The organism is Vibrio sp. SCSIO 43137 (assembly GCF_028201475.1).
Lineage (GTDB): Bacteria > Pseudomonadota > Gammaproteobacteria > Enterobacterales > Vibrionaceae > Vibrio.
Map to the genome: position 1 here is coordinate 1280934 of NZ_CP116383.1, position 19537 is coordinate 1300470.

Here is a 19537-nt window from a genome sequence, read left to right on the forward strand (position 1 = left end):
CTGTGAGCCATGTTTTAAGACGGCTCTCAGCGATGAGATACCACAAAACTTTGAGAAATATCATAAGGCTACCGGGAGAAATATGTTGGTATTGCGCGTATGTTGATTAACTTGTGGCTGTAAAACGTCACAACTGACAATAAGGTTGCTTTTTGAACAACGCAGTATTTTCAAATCCGTTTCTCAAGTGGGGGGACTTTGTCGTCCGCTTTATTGTCGGCGGCCTGTTTCTGGTTACCTCTCTTCATAGTGCTTTTCAATTCCGCTCTTCCGTCACAATTGTTTCAGCCTATGGATTAGTACCGGAGTTTTTTGAGCCTGTTTTTACCGCTGTTTTGCTGGTATCGGGAACGGTCGCCGGAGTGATGGTTTTGCTTGGCCGTACGGAAGGTATTTTGCTTGCATTGACGCTACTGATCTGTTTTTCCATTGTTGCCGGTTATGGGGTGGCAATCGGTCTGGATATCGACTGCGGCTGCCTGCCTGAAGACGATCCTAAGTATCAGGCGTTCTCTAATCTGCGCATTGAACTGGTCAAATATATAGCCTGTATGGTGCCGTTGGCACTCAGTTATTGGTTTAGGTTACAACTAGAAAAATCGGAGTATTAAAATGAAAAAAGTGGTTTTAGGGCTGGCTTGTGTGGCCGTTATTGCCGGCGCAGCTGTTTATTTTGGTGGCGCTTCGCAGTTTGAAAAAGAAGTGGCTACTGAGGCGTCCGGGATTAAACTTGCCCGTGAGGTTAGCCGTGGTGGTTATCAGTTGATTAGTACTAAAGAGTTGCAGGACAGTATTGCCGCCAACGAAGATATGATCATCGTCGATACTATGCCGTACGAAGACAGCTACAAGAAGAACCATATTCCCGGAGCAAAGCAGTTTCTGTTCCCTATTCCTGAAATGACTGAATGGGATTCAGCAGAAACCAACGGCAAGGATATTGAAGCTTATAAAGCTCTGCTGGGCGATGATCTGAATAAAAAGATTGTTATCTACTGTGGCTTTGTGAAATGTACCCGTAGTCACAATGGTGCTCAGTGGGCTGTGAAGTTGGGGTACACCAATGTTCTAAGACATCCGGGCGGTATTTTTGCGTGGAAAGGCGCCGGTTATGATGTGGAGCAGGGCGGTTAATTTAAAGGAAAATAACTTGGTTTCTTCCTTTGCGTTTAGCCTGATACATGGCTTTATCTGCCCGGTTGAGTAGTGAAGAAGAGCTATCTCCCTCCGTTAGCTGGCTTACACCGAAGCTGGCGGAGGTGTTTCCCGCTTTAGTGAAAGTGGTTTGTTCTATGGCATAACGCACTTTTTCTGCCAATAGTCCGGCTTCATCAGCGTTAGTATCCGGGCAGATAATGAGAAATTCTTCACCACCCCAGCGTCCGGTAATATCAGTCTCTCTGGCATGGCTTTTGAGAATATTGGCCACTTCAACCAGCGCATAATCTCCCGCAGAGTGACCGAATGAGTCATTGATCAGTTTAAAGTGATCCATATCGAGTAAGATAACGCAGAATGGCGATTGATGCTGTTCTCTGACAGCGTCTAGTAGTACTTCTTCCAGCTTTTGCCGGTTGTTCAGTCCGGTCAGGTGGTCAGTAATACTCATTCTGCGTAGCTTTTCCCGCTCCGCTTCCAGCGACTTTTCAGTACTGATATCTTCAATCACGCCCCAGACAACTTCACGGCCATCAATATCCAGCATTTTAAATCCGGATAAGCGGATCGGCACAAGGGAACCATCTTTACGGATATACTCTTTCTCGTTTGGGCCAAAACGACCGGTCTGATTCAGCTCCTCCATCTGTGTCTGTTCCTGAAAGTCATACTTGCGGGGCGTAATATCCCAGAAACTCATGGCCAAAAACTCACTGCGCGTATAGCCGACATAGCTTAACAGCGCATCATTTACCTCCAGAAAATCGCCGGTATCATGGCTTACCATCGCCATGCCGATAGGGGAGTTCTCAAACAGAAGAATAAACTTATCTTCCGCTCTTTGGAGTTTAGTCATCTTTGAGCCTCATTGGAGCTTATATCTTAGCGTTTACTGAAGTAATAGCACTATTGATGAGTTAGTCAATCTTGTCCCTTAGGGTTTGTGGATCAGGGGCATAAACGCAGGAATCTAGACGGATTTCTCGTGCCACAGCTGACTCAATGGCAAACTCCTCATCATGGCTTATCAAAACAAAACCGGACGGGTAGTTTCTAAGTGCTTCAGCCAATATCTGCTTTGACTGCAAATCCAGATGGTTGTCAGGCTCATCCAGTAGCAGCAAAGGGTAGTCCGGCTGATGGCTGGCAATCAGCATTGCCAGTTTCATTTTCTCGCCGCCATTAAGCTGTCCGCCAAGGCGGGAAACATGGTCACTGCGAAAACCTATGCCTGCCAGCAGGGTTCGGGCTTCTTTCTCCGGCATATCCTAGCAGTGCTGCATCATATTTTCCAGCAGGGAGTAATGTTGGCATACAACGGAAAAGTGTTGTTCAAGATAGTAAACGGGGGTGTTTACTGTGAGTTCACCCTGAAGCAAAGCCAGATCGCCTGTCAGAGTTTTTAGCAGTGTAGATTTACCACTGCCATTGCTTCCGGTCAGGTGGACTTTCTCATTATTGCGTAACTGGAAAGTCAGCGGAGCCTGACTGCCGAAGCAAAGCACCCCGTTCAGCATTGAAATGGTTTTTCTGCTGGAACTTTCTCCGCTGGCTAAATGTAGTGACTGGCGTTTTAGTTGTTGATGCCTCTGCCTGAGAGCCTGTTCTTTCTGCTGTAAATGGCTTTTTCTGAGCTGATCGTTTTTGTTACGGTTGGCGGCGCGATTTTCCGCGCTTTGCTTTTTACCGTCTGTCAGTATTTTTGGCTGGCTACCGGACTTTCTTTGTTTGCTGCCCTGAGAGGCGCGCTGTTCTGCTCTTTCCCTGCTTTTTTGAGTCTGTTGCTCTAACTGTTTTTTCTGTTTGTTGATGCTGACCAGTTGTCTCTCTACAGCGTTCTGCTCCGCCTGCTTTTGCATTGAATACATATCGTAGTTACCGACGTATACTTTCAAGCCTAGTGCCGACAGTTCCCAAATCTCTTCCATCTGACGCAGCAGCGCTCTGTCGTGGCTGATTAAAAGAATGGCACCTTTGTATGCCTGAATACGGTCGATTAACCACTGTCTGGCGTCGCTGTCCAGATGATTAGACGGTTCATCAAGTAGCAACAGATCGACGTCACTTTCAAATAGTTTCCATAATTGCAGGCAGGCAAATTGCCCTCCGCTAAGAAAGGTACAGTTTAACTCTGGGTTCGGTGGCAGGTTCATCTGCTCCAGTTGCTGTTTTAGCTGGCTTTCCAGTTGCCATTGATCATTTACTTGCTCAAACCACTTTTCATCACAACTACCAAGCGCTATCTGCCTCAGTGCATAGAGCTGGTGTTCCTTTCCGAGATAACGGGCAATGCTGCAGTTTGGGCTGACGGTTTGGGCACCGTGCTGATTAAACAGACCATAGCTGGCGGGTGGGGTGACTGAGCCGCTGGTGGGCTGAGTCTCCCCACACAAGAGCGATGAAAGCAGACTTTTTCCGCTGCCGTTACGGCCTGTCAGGCCTACCCGTTGCTTGTTCATTGAGCAAGAAATATCAAGGAAAAGCTGTTGGCCGTTGTTAAACTGGTAGCCAATATTGCTGGCGATAAATACGGGCATAGTTGCCTCCTGTTATGCAGGGGCAGCCGTAGCTATTCATGCTGGCTTAATGATAAACGTCCGACAATTTATAATCTTCCCTTGGCAGAAGAGTAATAGATAATTTGCCGTAAACGGTTATTGCAACGAGAGTTCAGATAGTGAGCTACGCCTACTAACCCTGTAGATCCAAAAAATAATGATTTGATATGGATAACAGGTTTAGTTGTTCATCTTGGCGTAATCTCCGGCAGAAGTGATGGGCAGAGTATAGCGACAGGCTTGCCATAAAGGCAAGATTTTAAATATTTGTTGGCGTAAGTTACTTAATATAAAAAGGTTTTAATCCCGGTAAGGAAAGGTATGAATATAGCGAAAATAATGCATGACTATAACCTGTTTGAGCGTAAGGAACTGAACGCCTTTAATGGTGAGCAGGTTTGCGAGGCGGAGCTGGTTAAGTTTGTCTGCGACGATACTTATGGAAGTTATATTTCTTTTTTCAGCTTTAGTGAGCAAGTGGCAGAACAGCGTATAGCGCAGCAAGTGGACTACTTTAAGCAGAGAGGCCTGAAGTTTGAGTGGAAAACTTACTCAACAGATCTGCCGGAAAACATGGGAGATCTCTTGTTGGCAAAAGGCTTTACTCAGGAAGAGACAGAATCTTTTATGGTTCTGGATTTAGCCACCGCTGAGGAAAGAACATTTAATGAGTTTGCGCTGACAGAGGCGACAGACAGTAAAGGTATTCGCGATGCTATTGATGTTCAGCAGCAGGTGTGGGGTGGTGATCTGGAGTGGCAGTACAACTATCTGCTAAAGCTGAAAATCCACTCACCGCAGGCGGTTTCCATTTATGTAGTTTATGTTGATGGTAAGCCGGTTACGTCGGCATGGCTGACTTTTAACGGTAATAGCCCTTTTGCCGGCATCTGGGGTGGCAGTACGGTTGAGGAGTATCGTGGCAGAGGGTATTACTCTCTGTTACTGAATAAACGCATCGCAGAAGCGAAGGAGAGAGGCAAGCAATATCTGATTATCGATGCCTCTGAAATGAGTCGTCCAATCGTAGAAAAGCACGGCTTTAAGTTAGTGGCGAAAACAACAGGCTACTCTTCACCTGAATAATGTATGCAGAAACCTGCTTGTTTTTACGCCTGTTGTTTCTGGCTGCTTTGGTCGTTACAGAGAGATATATAAACACTGACATCCGTGGCCTGTTCATCACAGGTGTGGTAAAGCTCAAAGCAGGGACCGTCACCCATATGGGAATCAGAGGCTTCGATTTGTTCCATCAGGTTTTGCCACATCTCACCATATTGGGAGAACTCAGTAACAATTTTACGCAGTGTGGCATATTCGCCCGCCGGGATCTCCTGCAGTGCGATATCGTGTGGGGTTTCAACGTCTTCCGGCACCATCATACCAATATCTGCGCGGCACGCTTCTGCCGGCGTTACATCAGGGTCATCGTGGAAGATATGTACCCGGTTAGCATCGGGAATATCGTGACTCTTCGCCCATTCACCAATTTTCTCCATGGCTTGTGGGATCCCTTCTCCATAAGGGCCGGTTAAACGTATATAGGCAATTTTGAAAGGTTCTAATGTCTGTGTTTTCACCACGTTCACCTCTTGTGAGTGTTATTGGTTTTTCTTTTGTTATTTTAATTATATGCATAAACCATGCATAAGACCTTGTATGTTAACAAACCAAGAGAGGAATTAATTTGTTGTAGTTCTTTGTTTTCGAAAATTTCGAATGTTGACATGTTTCGAATATTTCGGATAATTTAAAGAGGTACTTTCTGTTGTTGTAAGAGGGAAAACATGAGCGTCACGACGACACTTCCAAGCGCTGAAGAAATGGCACTTGCTAAACTGGGCAGCCAGGAGCTTTCTGCTGTAGTGCAGGCAAACGGTGAGGCTCAGGTCATTAAGGTTATCGATAAGAGTGGTAATGCTCACAATGTCACTTTGCCCGCGAGTGCATTAACCATGATGATTGAGGTACTGACACAACTGGGTCAGGGTAATTCAGTGAATATTACACCTGTCCACGCTGAACTGACTTCACAAGAGGGAGCGGATCTTTTAAGTGTCTCGCGTCCTACTTTTATCAAACTACTGGATTCGGGAGTGATTAAGTATACTCGTACGGGCAACCGCAGAAAGGTCGCATTTGCTGATGTAATGAAGTACAAAAAGCAACGTGAGAAAGAGAGCTTCGCTTCACTGGACGAACTTTCTGCCCTCGATCAGGAGTTAGATATGGGGTATTGATGGGGTCATATACAGTTATACTCGATGCCTGCGTTATGTATCCGGCACCACTGCGTAGTTACTTGATTTACCTCTCTTGCACTGGTTTGTATCGTGCCCGATGGACGAAACAGATACACGATGAATGGATGCGAAATGTGCTTAAAAATAACCCCGACATAGACGTTAAAAAGCTAAAACGAGCCAAGCAACTTATGGACAAAAGTGTTCCGGACTGTCTGATCGAAGATTATGAATCACTTATTGCCGGTATTGAGCTTCCTGATATGGATGACAGGCACGTTGTTGCTGCTGCCGTCAAAGGACAGGCTGAGTCTATAATCACGTTTAACCTGAAAGACTTTCCAAACGATATGCTTAAAGCTATGGATTTAAATGCCATTCACCCGGATGAGTTTTTATGTGACATGTTTGAACTCAATTCTGGCGCTTGTGTTAAAGCTGCGCAAATGCAGCGGAGAAGTCTAAGAAATCCTCCGATGACAGTTAATGAGTATCTGGCTTGTCTTTAACGGCAGAAACTGCCTACTTTTATATCTAAATAATAGCTTTTAAAGCGATGCTTTAACTGTCAGATGTAAAGCTCTCCAACCCACGACAGTAGAGCTTTAAAGGACCTTCCATCATCTGTTCGGTGATTTCACAATCGCTATTATTGCAGCTCATTGCCAATGCGAAGCCGTGCAGATAATCTACCAGAAGATGTAATCCGCTCCGGGCCGATTCCTCACTGAGGTTAAGTGGCTTTATCACCGTATAAAATCGCTGTGAAAATACCTCAGCAGGCCCTTCACAACTCATCCCCAGTAAAGTTTCCAGTAGGCCGGGGTAAGTATGCAGAAGAGTTAGATAACTTTTGCTGAGTTTAAACAGTTCAGTTTGCCATTCCTGATTGCTTGTGGGCTGGTAGATATCGTCAATCAGCGATGTGGTGATAGCTTCAAGCAGTTTGGTTTTATTATCAAAGTAATAATAAATGGCCATAGCATCGACATCTAATTCTGTAGCCAGTTTACGGATACTGGGTATTTTTCCCTCCAGTTTCATCAGGCTTTTGGCTGCCTGCATAATCTTTTCAGTACTTAGCTGGTTACCGGATCCTTTTGGCCGGCCGCGTTTTTTTTCCTTGACACTCATTTCTTTCTCTCGCTAGACTAATATTAAATTCTACGATGTAGAATATTTTAACTTATATTGAGCAGTATGCCAAGGAGAGGCTCTGTTTAGCGACTAAATTGTCCAGTTTAAGAGAGAGCATTATGAAATTTTCTGTTTTTATCGCCACAAGTGCTGATGGTTTTATCGCCAGCAAAGATGGCAGCCTTGACTGGCTGCATGCCGCCGGGAACAAACAAGCCGATATGGGAGATAATGCCGATATGGGCTGGGCTGAGCATCTTGCCTCACATGATTGCCTGATTATGGGGCGTGGTACGATGGAAGCCATTGCCGCTATGAATCTGACCGTGGATAAATGGCCCTATGGTGATATGAAGATTATTGTGCTGAGCAAGACCCTGCAGCAGGTTCCGGATAGTATCCCGGCTGAGATAGAGCTCTACTCAGGTGATATTCCGTCTTTGATCAAACTGCTGGAGCAGCAAGGTCACCAGCGGGCATATGTCGATGGTGGTAAAACCATTCAGTCATTTCTGAATCACAAGTTAATTGATGAAATGAGTATCTTCCGCGCCCCGGTTCTTTTAGGGGAGGGTATTCCTTTGTTCGGCAAAACCGACATTGAGATCAAATTGACAAATGCTCAGTCAGAAGCGTTTGCTAATGATTTTGTGCTGGTGAAATACAAGGTTGTCTATTCGTAATTTGCGCTTTATTTTTGCCGAGTTTCAATGCACTTCTGGTTTTTTTGCACGTTGGTGACATACATAAAGCAGAAAGGTTGAACCTAATAAGAGTGAGTCCTTGATAAATCGAGACGCAATGCGTCTCGAATTGGGAAGACAACTTAACCTTAGATTTTAGTTGTTAGTTAAACTTCAACCCTCTGCCCTTTCTGCTGCGTTAAGATATCCAGAAATTTACGGATTTTAGGGATATTAATCATATCGCGGTGCACCAGAATCCAGATTGGTATCTGCCAGTGCTTATCAACGGGGATTTCTATTAGATCGTTATTGGCTTCTATTGTGTGTCTGGTGGTGAAGCCAATACCACATCCCTGAAGCAAGGCTTTATGCAGGATTTGATGGGCAGAGCTGGTGAAAACGATCTGTTTTGGCTCTACAATGCTGTATATCCATTCGTTCCATTTCAGGTGCTCTGATTTTTCGTTTAAAGCGATAAATCTATGCTTGGCAAACTGGTCTGCTGAAGGCATACCGTGCTGGTTTATATACTTTCGGCTTGCACACAGCACCAGTTCGACGTTGTGAAACGGAATCACTACATTATCTGGAGTGGTGGGCTTAGGGCCGGTTCGCACCGCCAAATCTGCCTCGCCGTACTCCAGTTGGTAAATTCTGGTGTCGCCTTTCACTTCAACTTGCATCTGTGGGTATAAGCGCTGGTACCCGGCAATGGCAGGAACCAGCAGTTTTCCCATATCTTCTACACAAGTGAGGGTCAGGGTCCCTCCGCTCATCTCATCTCTGTGCTTCGCTTTGTTGGCGAACTGACTAAAACGTTCTTCGGTCACTTCACCGAGCTGCATAATTTCAAGGCCGGACTCCGTCGGGATATAGCCCTTATCGTTGCGCTGAAATAGCTTTATACCAAGACTCTCTTCCAGTGCATCAATATGGCGCATAACCGTGGAACGGTGGATGCCAAGTTCGTTGGCTGTTGCACTTAGCGTTTTTAGTTTTGCCAGCTTATAAGCGGTTCTTAACTCGTTCCATCTGTCCATGTGATTTTCCACTTAATTATTTTGTTGCATTAATGCACGTGTGAGTATTTATATTACGCATTTAGTGCGAATGCGCAACAAGGTAACATCTGAGTCTGTTATTAGATTTTGTGCAGGTATGAAATATGAACACTCAGGTATTAGTGATTGGTGGTGGTTTTGCCGGAGTTGCGACGGCTCAGGGCCTTGAAAGTAAGGGGATTAAAACCACGCTGGTGGATAAAAAAGACTATTTTGAAGTGACTTACGCGGTGCTGAGAGATATCACTGCACCGCAGCAAAATAGCAATAAAGCCAGAAAGCGTTATCGCGATTTCCTTAATGGCACCTTTATTCAAAGTGGTGTTAAAGAACTGCGTGACAAAAGTGCACTGCTGGATAACGGCGATGAGCTCCAGTTTGATTACGCGGTAATTGCGTCTGGCTCCCGTTATCCGACTATGCCTGTCTCTAAGTCTCACACCGCGATTGATATTCAGGCCAGAAATAGTGAACTTTCGGGCTACCATCAGCAGCTTAAGTCGGCTTCTGAGGTGTTGATTATTGGCGGCGGCGTTGTGGGGGTGGAACTGGCCGGCGAAATCGCTGATGCTATGCCTCATCTCGCTGTGACACTTGCTCATAAAGGAACTGCTTTGCTGGATGGCTTTAATAACAAGGCGCAATCAAGAGTTCTTAAACAGTTAAATGAGCTTGGCGTCCGGGTTGAGTTTAACAGTGATTATCAAGTTAAAAATGGCCGCTATATTGATAACAACTCGGGCAGATCCAGTGGTGCAGATTTGGTGTTTTCTGCAGTAGGCACTAAGCCGAATAATGAATTTCTTTTGCAAAACTTTGCAGATACCCTCAATGAAAGGGGGCTGGTAAAAGTGGATAAACATCTGGCGGTGATAAATCAGCCTAACCTGTATGCCCTTGGTGATATTGCGGATGTCGGAGAGGCCAAACTGGGTTATCTGGCTCTGCAGCAGGGAACTTATCTGGCTAAAACCATCGCAAATAAACTGGCGGGTAAATCAGTCAAAGGCTACAAGCGCAACCCGTTTATGGCTCTGGTGCCGACAGGGCAGAAAACCGGAGTGGTTCAGCTGCCTTTTGCTGTGACAAGCTGGAAGCCTCTGGTGAATATGAAGCAGAAAGATCTTTTTATCAGCAAGACGTACAAAGCTTTTGGTGCGTAACCTTTGTCGACTAGCCCCCGTTTTCGGGGGCTGTTTGCCTGGCGCAGAATTACGGTTTTTGTTGATCTATCTTATGGATTATCTTCTCCAACCCTTGCCAGAACTGGCGGACAGACGGGCGCATTATGCCTTTTGAACGGTAACAGACCACTTTAAGAGGAATGGTCAGTTCTGGCTGGTGTGGAAAGGCCGGAACCAGATCCCCGCGGGCAAGTTCTGCTTCTATGGCGTGATAGGGAACCCATGCGATGCCTTGTCCTGCCGTAGCCATTTTTATCAGAGTTTCGCTAAGTGTGGTTTCCACAACCTGCTTTAATGCCAGTTGTGGTGCTTCTATTACTGGTGTAACCACACTTTTCAGAAATGTCTGTTCAGAATAGGCCAAATAAGGAAACGGTTTGTCTTCAGGCCAGTTTTCCAGCAGAGAAGGGGCTGCTACAGGCAATATCTTCTCCTCCAGCAGCGGTAACTGTTCAAATCTGTCCTCGATTGACAAAGAAGGACGCATTCCTCTCGTATCGTAAGCAAATAATATATCTGATGAGTTATCCAGTAATGCCTGATAATGGTTATCAATTCCCTGAACGGAAGGGTTAATATCAAAATATAATCCGGCTATATATTCTTTTGCCTGATCAAATAGTCTGGGAATAAGGTTTATTGCGAAAGAGTGTAAACAGACTATACGAACAGAAGTATCCGTTTTTAATGAGGCATTATAAAAATCTTCTTTTGTTATCCGGACGGTTTCTAATATCTTTTCAGCATATTGAACAAAGTTTTTCCCGTGCTCAGTCAATGTGATTGGGTGAGTAGAACGATCAAATAAAGGCACACCTAGCCAAACTTCCAGAGCTTGTATTCTCCGGCTAAAAGCAGATTGAGTAACGTGCCTTGCTTTGGCGGCAGCAGAGAAGCTTTCTAGTTCTGCTAACGCCATAAAGTCATCTAACCACTTGATATCCAATGCTATATTCCTGAGGTTTAGGGTTATTCATAATTTGAATATTATCATTCTAAATCAGCAATAGAAAGATAATTACATATTTTTATTGTGGGTATAGACTGATATCAAATTATCGGAGATGACTATTTTATGAACTCGGATTTATAACTGGATAATATATTTTAACCTTGGTGTTTTTATTTTCTTACTTTGTTTTAGTAAGTGGGTTTCTGCACCTTAAATATATGGTATGCAAGTCTTGTTTCTATAGTTTTGTGTTCGATATTTAATTTTATTTTCTGAAATAAAAAGAGAAATATAGATGTTTACCCTACTAAAAAATGCAGATTTATATAGCCCGGACTATATGGGCAGATCCGATATTCTGATCGGGCAGGGAAAGGTACTGGCTATTTCTCCGCAACTGAATGTATCGGGTCTGGAAGACTTGAATACTATTGACTGTAGCGGAAAAATTGTTGCCCCCGGATTGATTGATCAACACCTTCACCTGACAGGTGGCGGTGGTGAAGCCGGTTTTAGCAGCCGTACTCTTCAGGTAACGCTGTCAAACCTGATTAAGGCTGGTACTACTACAGCAGTCGGTGTGTTGGGAACTGACGGTATCTCCCGTTCTCCGAGAGACCTTTATGCCAAAGCGGCAGCCTTGTGTGAAGAAGGCTTAACGGCCTATATGCATACCGGATCTTACGAGGTGCCGACCCGGACTATCACTGGTTCTATCCGGGATGACATGGCGTTTGTTCCCGCCATACTCGGTGTGAAAATTGCCCTTGCCGACCACCGCTGTTCATTTCCTACCCTTAATGAGCTTTCCCGCATTGTGTCGGATATCCGTGTGGCCAGCTTGCTGGCGGGTAAAAAAGGCTTATTACATGTGCATATGGGTAACCTGCCCGATGCTTTTGCCCCACTTAATGAACTGGTGAAGATGGGCATTCCTGTCCACCACCTTTCTCCTACTCATGTCGCCCGTACTGAAAACCTGTTTGATGAAGCGATTAGCTTTGCATTAAGCGGTGGTTACATTGATATCACTTCCGGCGGAAGTCGCTTCACTCCGCCTGAGCAGGCCGCCAAACTGGCTCTTGATTCCGGCGTGGACGCAAAGCAAATCACCATAAGCAGTGATGGCAACGGCAGCCTGCCGAAGTTTGATGCAAATGGTAAACTGACAGGCTTAACTGCTGCGAGTGTCGATAGCAACTTGTTACTGCTGCCGAAGCTAGTGGAACAGGGCATTGCCCTTGAGCTGGCCTTGGCCATGCTAACCTCTAACGTTGCAGATTCTCTGGGTATTAATAAAGGGCGGGTTCAGACAGGGGCAGATGCCGACCTGTGTATTTTCGATAGCTCACTGACGCTGGAGTCGGTGATCGCAAGAGGAAACACCCTAATGCTGAACAACGAAATTCTTGTTAACGGAAACTTTGAATAAGGAACGACAACAATGAGCTTACTTATAGCCTTTATTAGTCTGGTTTTTGCAGGGCGGTTGATCCTGAAAAACTACAACCCGCAGGCGGTGCTGTTTTTTACCGGCATCATTTTGATGGCGATTGCTATCTTCACTAACAATGCTGTGTTCGTCAGCAAATCAACCGGCTGGATTGGTTTCGATATTTTTGAGTACATTAAAGGTGTATTCAGCAATCGCGCCGGTGGCCTTGGTCTTAAGATCATGTTGATAGGCGGTTTCGCCATGTTTATGTCGGCGATTGGCGCCAGTCAGGTGATGGTACGTGTCGCGGCTAAACCCCTGATGAAGCTAAACTCACCTTACATTATGCTGGCGCTGGCGTTTATTCTTGGTCAGGCTCTTTCACTGTTTATTTCCAGTGCAACCGGCCTTGGCCTGCTGCTGATGGCAACCCTTTACCCTGTACTTATTCGTCTTGGTTGCAGTAAAGCCGCGGTGGCGTCGGTTCTGGCAAGTACTTGTGCTATTGAGTTCGGGCCGGGCTCCGGTAACTCAATTCTGGCAGCACAAACTGCCGGGCTGGATATCACCGAGTACTTTGTCAATGATCAGTTGCCTGTGATCACTGCGCTGATTCTGATAGTGGCGTCTATTCATGCTCTGGTGCAGCGTTATTTTGACAGCAAACTGGATCTTTCTCAGCAGTCTGCAGAACCTGAACAGGAAATTAACAGTGATGAGCCAGATGCGCCGCTCTACTATATGCTTCTCCCTATGCTACCTCTGTTCTTTATGCTTACTTTCAGCAAGATGGGTGTAGGTACTATCCGGGTAGGTATGGCCACCGCCATTCTTATTAGTATTTTTATCGCTTTAGCATGTGAATATATCCGTATTAAAAAAGCAAAACCGGTGTTTGATAAGCTGCAGAATATCTTTAGTGATATGGGTAAGGTGTTCGCTATGGTTGTTACCCTGATTATAGCCGGTCAGACCTTTGCAATGGGATTGAAATCTATCGGCGCTGTTGATGCCTTGCTGAATCTGGCCAGTGGTGCCGGTTTTGCTGCCAGCGTTATTGTTCTGATTATGGCGTTGCTGACTTTCTCCATCTCTGCCTTGATGGGCTCAGGTAATGCGGCATTCTTCTCATTTGCGCCTATGGTGCCGCAAATCGCCGATAAAATTGGTACCAACGTGGCGGAAATGATTCTGCCGATTCAGCTCTCTGCCGGTATGGGTCGTACTATCTCGCCTATCGCTGGTGTGATTATCGCTGTTGCGGGTATCTCTGGCTTGTCTCCGTTTGATATTGTGCGCCGCACCTTTATTCCTATGATTAGCGGCTGGCTGATTATGCTGATTATCACCTTTACTAAGACAGGACAAATTACAGAGCTGCTGCCGTTTATTATCGGTATCGCGGTACTGATATTGGTTCCGGTTGCGGTAATGAAGCGTAAAAACGCGCAGGTAAACGCGACAAGTGCTTCATAAAGACTACTCGTAGTACACACTGTTTCAGGCCACCCTGACTGACCGCAATCACGACTACCAGATTGCCTTCAGCCATGGTGGCCTTTTTTCTGCCTTTGCTTACATCACATATAAAACAGTAAATAATTCACCGTATTAGCTCATGACGATTTAATTGAGTATGGTAGTGAACGGTTACTTAACTATTACTCTCCGGCAGCTCAGCCGGTTTTCGTCAGTTTCTGGCTGGTGCATCATGCGCGAGACAGGTTAGCAAAGGTAGTGATTATGTGGTCTATTTCATCAGTAAAAATCAATTCTCAACTTTCTGACAGCGGTTATATGTGTGACGGTTTACCGTTGCACTCTGTTCGTGGCCCTGAAGGGGAAAGTTATCGTTTAATGATTAATGCGCTCGGTTATATCGACATTAAGGATATTGGCCATCAGCCGGGTGGTGAACATTACTGGGCATTGGAACTGAATGGTGAACGTTACTGGTATGACGGTGAAGGCAGTTTAGAGATTACGGTTGAAGGCGATGGTTCATTTCTGGCAACAGGACAGGGCAATCAGGTTGTTGGTAAGCTCGTACCTATCCCGGCAGTTACCCCGCAAGTTTTGGCACTGTTTAATGAGATGATGGAAATCAATATTGTTCCTTATCAGAACCCGCCATCGGGTACGACAAAATCCGTTGAAGAGCTAAAAGCGCTGGGCGAAAAGTACTACCCCGGTGATCCGAATGGTTTTAACTTTGCTATGTGTCTCTATGACTGGACCAGCCCGTCATTTATCCGTATGGATGCCTTTAATCAGTTTGCTTATACAGGTTTGACTGCTCTTCCCCTCGATCTGGACTCTATGGCAGAGACTATCTGGCGTTGTGATTATCCGCAGTGCACGCCAAAAGATGCTGACTTTATGAATATGTTTACCATGAAGCCGGCGGATTCACAGCAAGACGTGCGTAAGCAGCTTGGTGAAGTGGCTGGCAAGGTGCAGCAATACGCATCGGCAGAAACCACTTTGCAGATTAATGCGTTAGCTAGGCTACCTAAGGTTTCAATTGAGGAGTATCCGCAGCTTTACCGCGGTGGTATGGCTATTTCCGGTAATATACTGGACAACTTTGCCCCGTCATTTTTTGAGTTTCCGGGTAATGACGGACCAACAACTGAGCCCTTAATTTATCCGCTCGAGCAAGCCTTAGATGGTATGCTGAAGCCCGGGTCGGTGATTACCCTGAAAACGCCGTGGAGTTTCTCAAATGATCTGGACGGGGCTAAGGTCTGGCAACGTGGTTTACTGTTTACCTGTAACCCGCCGCAAGGGTATGACGTCTGGCCGGGTGGCGCTGATATTACGGATTTTTCACTCAACCCGGACACCTTTGAAGTGAACTTCCCGCCGACAACAAGGTTTAAGATTGAATCCTATGAATGGATTGAGATAGAGGGTAAGCCTGTCTGTCACTTCACTGTGACCATGTTGGGTTACTACGGCGGGTTATAAAATAGATTAAAAAGAAACGGGGAGCCATCATTAAGATTGCTCCCCGTTTATTATCTGATGGTGCTGACTTTGTTAGCGATATTTACTGTAAATCGCGTCAATGGTGCCGTTGGATTTTAGTTTTTCTATCGCCTTATTAAACCTTGGCATAGCGTCACTCATTTCAGGGTGCAGGCGTAGCATCATATCTAAGGCGCTGTATGTACTGCCGACAGCCAGCTGTTTACTTAAGTGTTCATCTTTAATTTTAAACTGAGCAAAGTCTTTATTGATCAAAGCCTGAGAATAACGGTCTGCTGCCAGCAGTTTGATAAGAATATTTTCACTCTTTACTGGTGAAGTTTTGATTCTGCCATCTTCGAAGTAAGGTGCAAATTCCGGATAGTAATAACCCTTAATGACGCCAATAGTTTCGCCCAGTAAATCCTCGGGAGAATGAAACTCGATAAAGTGTTTTTTGTTAAACAGTACAATCTCTTCAGCAACAGCAAAAGGTGTACTGTACAAGCCGTGAACCGATGACTCTCCACGATAAGCAGGATTGGTCATAGGTTCTATATGAATATCGCCTTTTTCAAACAGATGCAGCGCCCGGTTGAACGGGACTCGAACATACTCGAACTCGTCTCCGGTCTCTTTGGCGATGGCGGAGTAAATATCTTTTATTGTGCCTGTCCGTGGGTCACTTTCTGCAAAAAAGTAAGGTGGAAATGAACCCGTATGAAGCATCACCTTAAAAGTTTCAGCTGAACTTAAGTGTGAGAAAAGGGAAACAAGCAATACTAAAAATGTACTAAATCGCAATGGTCTGATTCTCATTTTATTATTCTTTGTTCAGTAGGACTGTCATCATTATTAATGATATATCAATCACTAAATATAAACTAGCCGAAGCCATTAATAGTTTGGTTTTGTGCAAAATTCAAACGTTTTTACTCTACACAAAATGTGTCAAGTATAGTTGATAAATGGTATTTCGGTAGTGTTTTATATGAAATCTTTATTATATTAATTGAGTGTTAATGGGAGAACAATGGTGCATTTGGTTTCTTATTGGTAAGGTTAGGGCTAACGGTATGTTTATCATACATTTTGTACGCAATTTGAACGTTAGTTGCTTTAGTTATGCCACCTAGTTCACAGTGACGAAAATCTAATACTAAAGTTGTATACCTAGTACTATTACAGCATGACATTCTGGCTAAAAAAGTTCGTTGTACTAGAGTTAGTAATGACGAACATTATAAAAAATATCTATAAGGCTAGGTATGTCCCCGTCAAATACAATTCTGCTTCTGGCAGGAGATCTTAACCATGACAGGTTAAGAGTTATTACTGCCCGTAAGTTTTTAAAGGCGCTGGTCCCGCTGCTGATTATTAACTTAATCGCGGTGTTTGCGGCGTTTTCTCTTTATAGCCGCTTTCTCGATATAGAACAGCAGCATCAGATTGATACTTCTGTAGAATCTGCCCGTTCCCTTATTCACAGGGACATGGAGCATATCGCTTCCAGTCTGAGTTTCATCCAGTCGAGTCTGGCTATCCAGAATTATGTTAGCAAGGGTGACCAAGCCGCTAGAGATAAGGTTGCTTATGCTCTTTTTAACCTGATAGATACAAGGCGGATATACGATCAGGCACGATTAATTGGTGCCAACGGCAGAGAGCTTGTGCGGGTAAATCAGGAGGCTGAAGGTCCCGTTATCATTGAAGACGACTATCTTCAGGATAAATCGAAGCGTTACTACTTTCAGGAAGGCAGGAAAACGCCATCCGGTACGATTTATATGTCGCCAATGGATCTGAATATGGAGTATGGCTCAGTTGAGTACCCTCTTAATCCTGTGATTCGTTTTTCCCGCTCTCTTCATGATAAACAAGGGGAGTTTAAGGGGATGGTACTGCTCAACTATCACGGAGCAGAGATTTTATCTAAGTTTGAAACCTTGATGGCGTCCATTCCTGATGAAGCAATGCTGGTTAACAAGCGAAGTTTCTGGCTCTACAACCGTGATCATTCCCTTGAATGGGGGAATATTTTAGGCCACAACCAAAGCTTCGCATCCACATACCCTGACATATGGAGTGAAATGCAACAGAAAAAAAATGGCCTGTTGCGTTCAGGGGATACAACCTTTACTTACCTGACCATTAATCCATTTTCTGAGTCTGGTTCTTCTTTGCTACAACAAGGCTCAGGTAATGAAAATCACTGGACCATTATTGTTGCTCGCGATGATATTAAAGTTCTGGCACTACTCGCTGAAAGCCTGCCTCATGCCTATCCTCTTTTGATTGTTTACCCGATAGTACTGTTACTGATTTGGTTTTGGGCAAGGGCATCGGCGGCGCAGGAGCTGGCAGAGCAAAACCTGCTGGAACTGAATCAGACTCTGGAAAATAAGGTTCAGGCGCGTACCCGCGAACTTCAGGTGATAAAAGATATCACTGTACTGAGTATGGCTACGCTGGCGGAGACCCGTGACGAAGAAACAGGGCTGCATATCAAAAGAACTCAGCTGTTTGTTAAGCGTCTGGCTCAGGAACTGCAGAAGCAGCCGAAATATCGCTCAGTATTGGATAGTGAGTCGGTCAGGTTAATTTACAAATCTGCCCCGTTACATGATATCGGCAAGGTCGGGATCCCCGATGAAATTTTGCTTAAGCCGGGCAAACTGACGGATGATGAATTTGAAGTAATGAAACAGCATCCTGTGATTGGTGTGAATGCGTTTAAGGAGTCTATTTCCATGATGGAGACAGAGCTTCCCGGTTCACAGGCACCAGATTTTCTCTTGTATGCCAAACAGATTATTAACTATCACCATGAAAAGTGGGACGGAACCGGTTATCCGGAAGGACTGAAAGGGGAAGAGATTCCGTTGCCGGCCAGAATCATGATGGTGGCAGATGTGTTTGACGCCATCTCTTGTCAGCGGGTCTACAAGCGTGCATTCGGTAAGGAAGAGACCTTTAAGATAATGAAGCAGAGCTGCGGCACTTTTTTTGACCCGGAAATCTATCAGGTATTTGAAAGTATCAGAGAGGAGTTTTGGGATATCCGTAACCGCTTATCTGATGAGGTTACTCCGGCAAAAGCAGGGTAACCTCGGGAGGTTCGCCAAGATTACAGTTGAATCTCATCGTCTATTTGCTGCTCCGGACTAGCAAAAAGTGCAGCGGTTTGCATCTCTTCACTCTGCTTTGCTGATTCGTTGTGGGAAATAATATCGCCGACTGCACCTACCGCCTTAAAAGGCAGGGCAATGATAGAACACCCGCTTAACAGGGTGATAAGTAGCAGCGGGAACAACAGTTTTTTCATTGCTTTGTCTCTATAAATAAAAGTGTCAGCTATTTATACAGGATAAAACGTAAATTTAAAGTAAATTCAATAAACTAAAACGCAAAAAGTGATACCCGAAGGTATCACTTAGTACTTATTAGCTAGCGCTGTCTGAGTTAAAAGTCGAGATTTACACCGGCAAAGAAACCACTGGCAGACGTATCCAGATCGACCGTCAGGGAATCAAAATCTTCCAGATTAAATGTCTGGGTGCGATATCCCGCCTGCAGTTCAATTCCAATCAGACCAAGGCCTATTTCATATTTTACCCCGGCGGAGAGGTCTAACATTTCTGTGTCGTTGTAAGCTATACCAGAGCCTTTGGCAAACACAAACAACGGCGTTGCAGGCAGGCCGATTTCACCCATAGCGTATAAGGTTGGTACGTATCCGCTGAACTTCTGTGTGCTGGCTGGTGGTAGAGTGATTTTACCGTTACTCAGGTGACTGGCACCAGCACCGATATCGAATGAAACCAGATCGTTATCCAGAATTTCATAGTAGAGAATATAGTCACGTTTGGTGTATTCAAACTTTTTCGCATCGACGGCTGACTGTGCAAACTTGATGTTTGGAATCAATGGAATAGGGTGCTCAAATGAAGCTTCAATAGTGACTTCTGTACTGTCACCATCGTCACTGTTCTGATACTTGTAATCTGGTTGCCATGAGTTGATTTCGATATCGCCGCCTGCCAGCGTATCGGCATGGGCTGTGAATGCGCCTGTAAGCAGCGCCATAGTAATAAGGGATTTTTTCATACTGGTTCTCTGTTTCCGTCGTTGATCATTTATGGCATCAGAGCCA

Annotated in this window: 19 protein-coding genes and 1 pseudogene; 11 read left to right on the forward strand and 9 right to left on the reverse strand. The window is 45.0% G+C overall.

The window, feature by feature from the left end:
* The first annotated feature begins 152 nt into the window (after positions 1-152).
* Positions 153-611 carry a MauE/DoxX family redox-associated membrane protein gene (locus PK654_RS06025; protein ID WP_271698297.1) on the forward strand — a complete coding sequence of 153 codons (459 nt, stop codon included), beginning with the start codon at positions 153-155 and terminating at the stop codon, positions 609-611.
* 1 nt (position 612) lies between these two features.
* Positions 613-1134 (forward strand): rhodanese-like domain-containing protein, encoded by a 522-nt coding sequence (locus PK654_RS06030; protein ID WP_271698298.1) that lies wholly within the window; start codon positions 613-615, stop codon positions 1132-1134.
* Between the two features lies 1 nt (position 1135).
* Here PK654_RS06030 and PK654_RS06035 read toward each other — a convergent pair whose 3' ends face one another.
* Positions 1136-2014, reverse strand: a complete 879-nt coding sequence (locus PK654_RS06035; RefSeq protein ID WP_271698299.1) for a sensor domain-containing diguanylate cyclase — start codon at positions 2012-2014, stop codon at positions 1136-1138.
* Positions 2015-2075: 61 nt separating this feature from the next.
* A pseudogene (locus PK654_RS06040) lies at positions 2076-3695 on the reverse strand (ATP-binding cassette domain-containing protein).
* Positions 3696-4037: 342 nt separating this feature from the next.
* On the opposite strand from PK654_RS06040, the gene PK654_RS06045 reads away from it, so the two are divergent.
* On the forward strand, positions 4038-4802 hold the full coding sequence (locus tag PK654_RS06045; RefSeq protein WP_271698300.1) for a GNAT family N-acetyltransferase: 765 nt from the start codon (positions 4038-4040) through the stop codon (positions 4800-4802).
* A gap of 23 nt (positions 4803-4825) precedes the next feature.
* Here PK654_RS06045 and PK654_RS06050 read toward each other — a convergent pair whose 3' ends face one another.
* Positions 4826-5296 carry an AraC family transcriptional regulator gene (locus PK654_RS06050; protein WP_271698301.1) on the reverse strand — a complete coding sequence of 157 codons (471 nt, stop codon included), beginning with the start codon at positions 5294-5296 and terminating at the stop codon, positions 4826-4828.
* Between the two features lie 207 nt (positions 5297-5503).
* Here PK654_RS06050 and PK654_RS06055 point away from each other — a divergent pair, with 207 nt between their 5' ends.
* Both PK654_RS06055 and PK654_RS06060 read left to right on the forward strand, forming a co-directional pair.
* Complete coding sequence (locus PK654_RS06055; RefSeq protein ID WP_271698302.1) at positions 5504-5956, forward strand: excisionase family DNA-binding protein; 453 nt, start codon at positions 5504-5506, stop codon at positions 5954-5956.
* Positions 5956-6468: a PIN domain-containing protein gene (locus tag PK654_RS06060; RefSeq protein WP_271698303.1), complete on the forward strand. Its 513-nt coding sequence runs from the start codon at positions 5956-5958 to the stop codon at positions 6466-6468. Before PK654_RS06055 ends, PK654_RS06060 begins: the two co-directional genes overlap by 1 nt.
* A 52-nt stretch (positions 6469-6520) precedes the next feature.
* Here PK654_RS06060 and PK654_RS06065 read toward each other — a convergent pair whose 3' ends face one another.
* Positions 6521-7093, reverse strand: coding sequence for a TetR/AcrR family transcriptional regulator (locus PK654_RS06065; protein WP_271698304.1), 573 nt, complete (start codon positions 7091-7093; stop codon positions 6521-6523).
* Positions 7094-7215: 122 nt separating this feature from the next.
* Between PK654_RS06065 and PK654_RS06070 the strand changes: the two genes are divergently transcribed.
* Positions 7216-7779, forward strand: a complete 564-nt coding sequence (locus tag PK654_RS06070; RefSeq protein ID WP_271698305.1) for a dihydrofolate reductase family protein — start codon at positions 7216-7218, stop codon at positions 7777-7779.
* Positions 7780-7946: 167 nt separating this feature from the next.
* Here the strand turns inward: PK654_RS06070 and PK654_RS06075 are convergent, their stop codons facing one another.
* Positions 7947-8822 (reverse strand): LysR family transcriptional regulator, encoded by an 876-nt coding sequence (locus tag PK654_RS06075; RefSeq protein WP_271698306.1) that lies wholly within the window; start codon positions 8820-8822, stop codon positions 7947-7949.
* A gap of 125 nt (positions 8823-8947) precedes the next feature.
* Here PK654_RS06075 and PK654_RS06080 point away from each other — a divergent pair, with 125 nt between their 5' ends.
* Positions 8948-10006, forward strand: a complete 1059-nt coding sequence (locus PK654_RS06080) for an NAD(P)/FAD-dependent oxidoreductase (RefSeq protein WP_271698307.1) — start codon at positions 8948-8950, stop codon at positions 10004-10006.
* Between the two features lie 49 nt (positions 10007-10055).
* Here PK654_RS06080 and PK654_RS06085 read toward each other — a convergent pair whose 3' ends face one another.
* Complete coding sequence (locus PK654_RS06085; RefSeq protein WP_271698308.1) at positions 10056-10973, reverse strand: LysR family transcriptional regulator; 918 nt, start codon at positions 10971-10973, stop codon at positions 10056-10058.
* Positions 10974-11274: 301 nt separating this feature from the next.
* On the opposite strand from PK654_RS06085, the gene iadA reads away from it, so the two are divergent.
* The 3 genes from iadA to PK654_RS06100 all read left to right on the forward strand — a co-directional run bounded on the left by iadA (position 11275) and on the right by PK654_RS06100 (position 15384).
* Positions 11275-12411, forward strand: a complete 1137-nt coding sequence (gene iadA, locus PK654_RS06090; RefSeq protein ID WP_271698309.1) for a beta-aspartyl-peptidase — start codon at positions 11275-11277, stop codon at positions 12409-12411.
* A 12-nt stretch (positions 12412-12423) separates the two neighbouring features.
* Positions 12424-13890: a C4-dicarboxylate transporter DcuC gene (dcuC, locus tag PK654_RS06095; protein ID WP_271698310.1), complete on the forward strand. Its 1467-nt coding sequence runs from the start codon at positions 12424-12426 to the stop codon at positions 13888-13890.
* A 267-nt stretch (positions 13891-14157) separates the two neighbouring features.
* Positions 14158-15384, forward strand: coding sequence for a hypothetical protein (locus tag PK654_RS06100; RefSeq protein ID WP_271698311.1), 1227 nt, complete (start codon positions 14158-14160; stop codon positions 15382-15384).
* A 72-nt stretch (positions 15385-15456) separates the two neighbouring features.
* On the opposite strand, the gene PK654_RS06105 is transcribed toward PK654_RS06100, so the two are convergent.
* Positions 15457-16113, reverse strand: coding sequence for a substrate-binding periplasmic protein (locus PK654_RS06105; RefSeq protein ID WP_271698819.1), 657 nt, complete (start codon positions 16111-16113; stop codon positions 15457-15459).
* A gap of 539 nt (positions 16114-16652) precedes the next feature.
* Between PK654_RS06105 and PK654_RS06110 the strand changes: the two genes are divergently transcribed.
* Positions 16653-18491: an HD domain-containing phosphohydrolase gene (locus tag PK654_RS06110; RefSeq protein ID WP_271698312.1), complete on the forward strand. Its 1839-nt coding sequence runs from the start codon at positions 16653-16655 to the stop codon at positions 18489-18491.
* A 20-nt stretch (positions 18492-18511) separates the two neighbouring features.
* Here the strand turns inward: PK654_RS06110 and PK654_RS06115 are convergent, their stop codons facing one another.
* Both PK654_RS06115 and PK654_RS06120 read right to left on the reverse strand, forming a co-directional pair.
* Complete coding sequence (locus tag PK654_RS06115; RefSeq protein WP_271698313.1) at positions 18512-18709, reverse strand: lipoprotein; 198 nt, start codon at positions 18707-18709, stop codon at positions 18512-18514.
* A gap of 137 nt (positions 18710-18846) precedes the next feature.
* Entirely contained in the window at positions 18847-19491 is a 645-nt protein-coding gene (locus tag PK654_RS06120) for a TIGR04219 family outer membrane beta-barrel protein (RefSeq protein ID WP_271698314.1), read from the reverse strand.
* Between the last annotated feature and the right edge of the window lie 46 nt (positions 19492-19537).

Coding starts and splice junctions, on each gene's coding strand:
- PK654_RS06030 (WP_271698298.1), top strand. CDS start 613: ATGAAAAAAGTGGTTTTAGGGCTGGCTTGTGTGGCCGTTATTGCCGGC.
- PK654_RS06035 (WP_271698299.1), bottom strand. CDS start 2,014: ATGACTAAACTCCAAAGAGCGGAAGATAAGTTTATTCTTCTGTTTGAG.
- PK654_RS06045 (WP_271698300.1), top strand. CDS start 4,038: ATGAATATAGCGAAAATAATGCATGACTATAACCTGTTTGAGCGTAAG.
- PK654_RS06055 (WP_271698302.1), top strand. CDS start 5,504: ATGAGCGTCACGACGACACTTCCAAGCGCTGAAGAAATGGCACTTGCT.
- PK654_RS06060 (WP_271698303.1), top strand. CDS start 5,956: ATGGGGTCATATACAGTTATACTCGATGCCTGCGTTATGTATCCGGCA.
- PK654_RS06065 (WP_271698304.1), bottom strand. CDS start 7,093: ATGAGTGTCAAGGAAAAAAAACGCGGCCGGCCAAAAGGATCCGGTAAC.
- PK654_RS06070 (WP_271698305.1), top strand. CDS start 7,216: ATGAAATTTTCTGTTTTTATCGCCACAAGTGCTGATGGTTTTATCGCC.
- PK654_RS06075 (WP_271698306.1), bottom strand. CDS start 8,822: ATGGACAGATGGAACGAGTTAAGAACCGCTTATAAGCTGGCAAAACTA.
- PK654_RS06080 (WP_271698307.1), top strand. CDS start 8,948: ATGAACACTCAGGTATTAGTGATTGGTGGTGGTTTTGCCGGAGTTGCG.
- iadA (WP_271698309.1), top strand. CDS start 11,275: ATGTTTACCCTACTAAAAAATGCAGATTTATATAGCCCGGACTATATG.
- dcuC (WP_271698310.1), top strand. CDS start 12,424: ATGAGCTTACTTATAGCCTTTATTAGTCTGGTTTTTGCAGGGCGGTTG.
- PK654_RS06100 (WP_271698311.1), top strand. CDS start 14,158: ATGTGGTCTATTTCATCAGTAAAAATCAATTCTCAACTTTCTGACAGC.
- PK654_RS06105 (WP_271698819.1), bottom strand. CDS start 16,113: ATGCTTCATACGGGTTCATTTCCACCTTACTTTTTTGCAGAAAGTGAC.
- PK654_RS06110 (WP_271698312.1), top strand. CDS start 16,653: ATGTCCCCGTCAAATACAATTCTGCTTCTGGCAGGAGATCTTAACCAT.
- PK654_RS06115 (WP_271698313.1), bottom strand. CDS start 18,709: ATGAAAAAACTGTTGTTCCCGCTGCTACTTATCACCCTGTTAAGCGGG.
- PK654_RS06120 (WP_271698314.1), bottom strand. CDS start 19,491: ATGAAAAAATCCCTTATTACTATGGCGCTGCTTACAGGCGCATTCACA.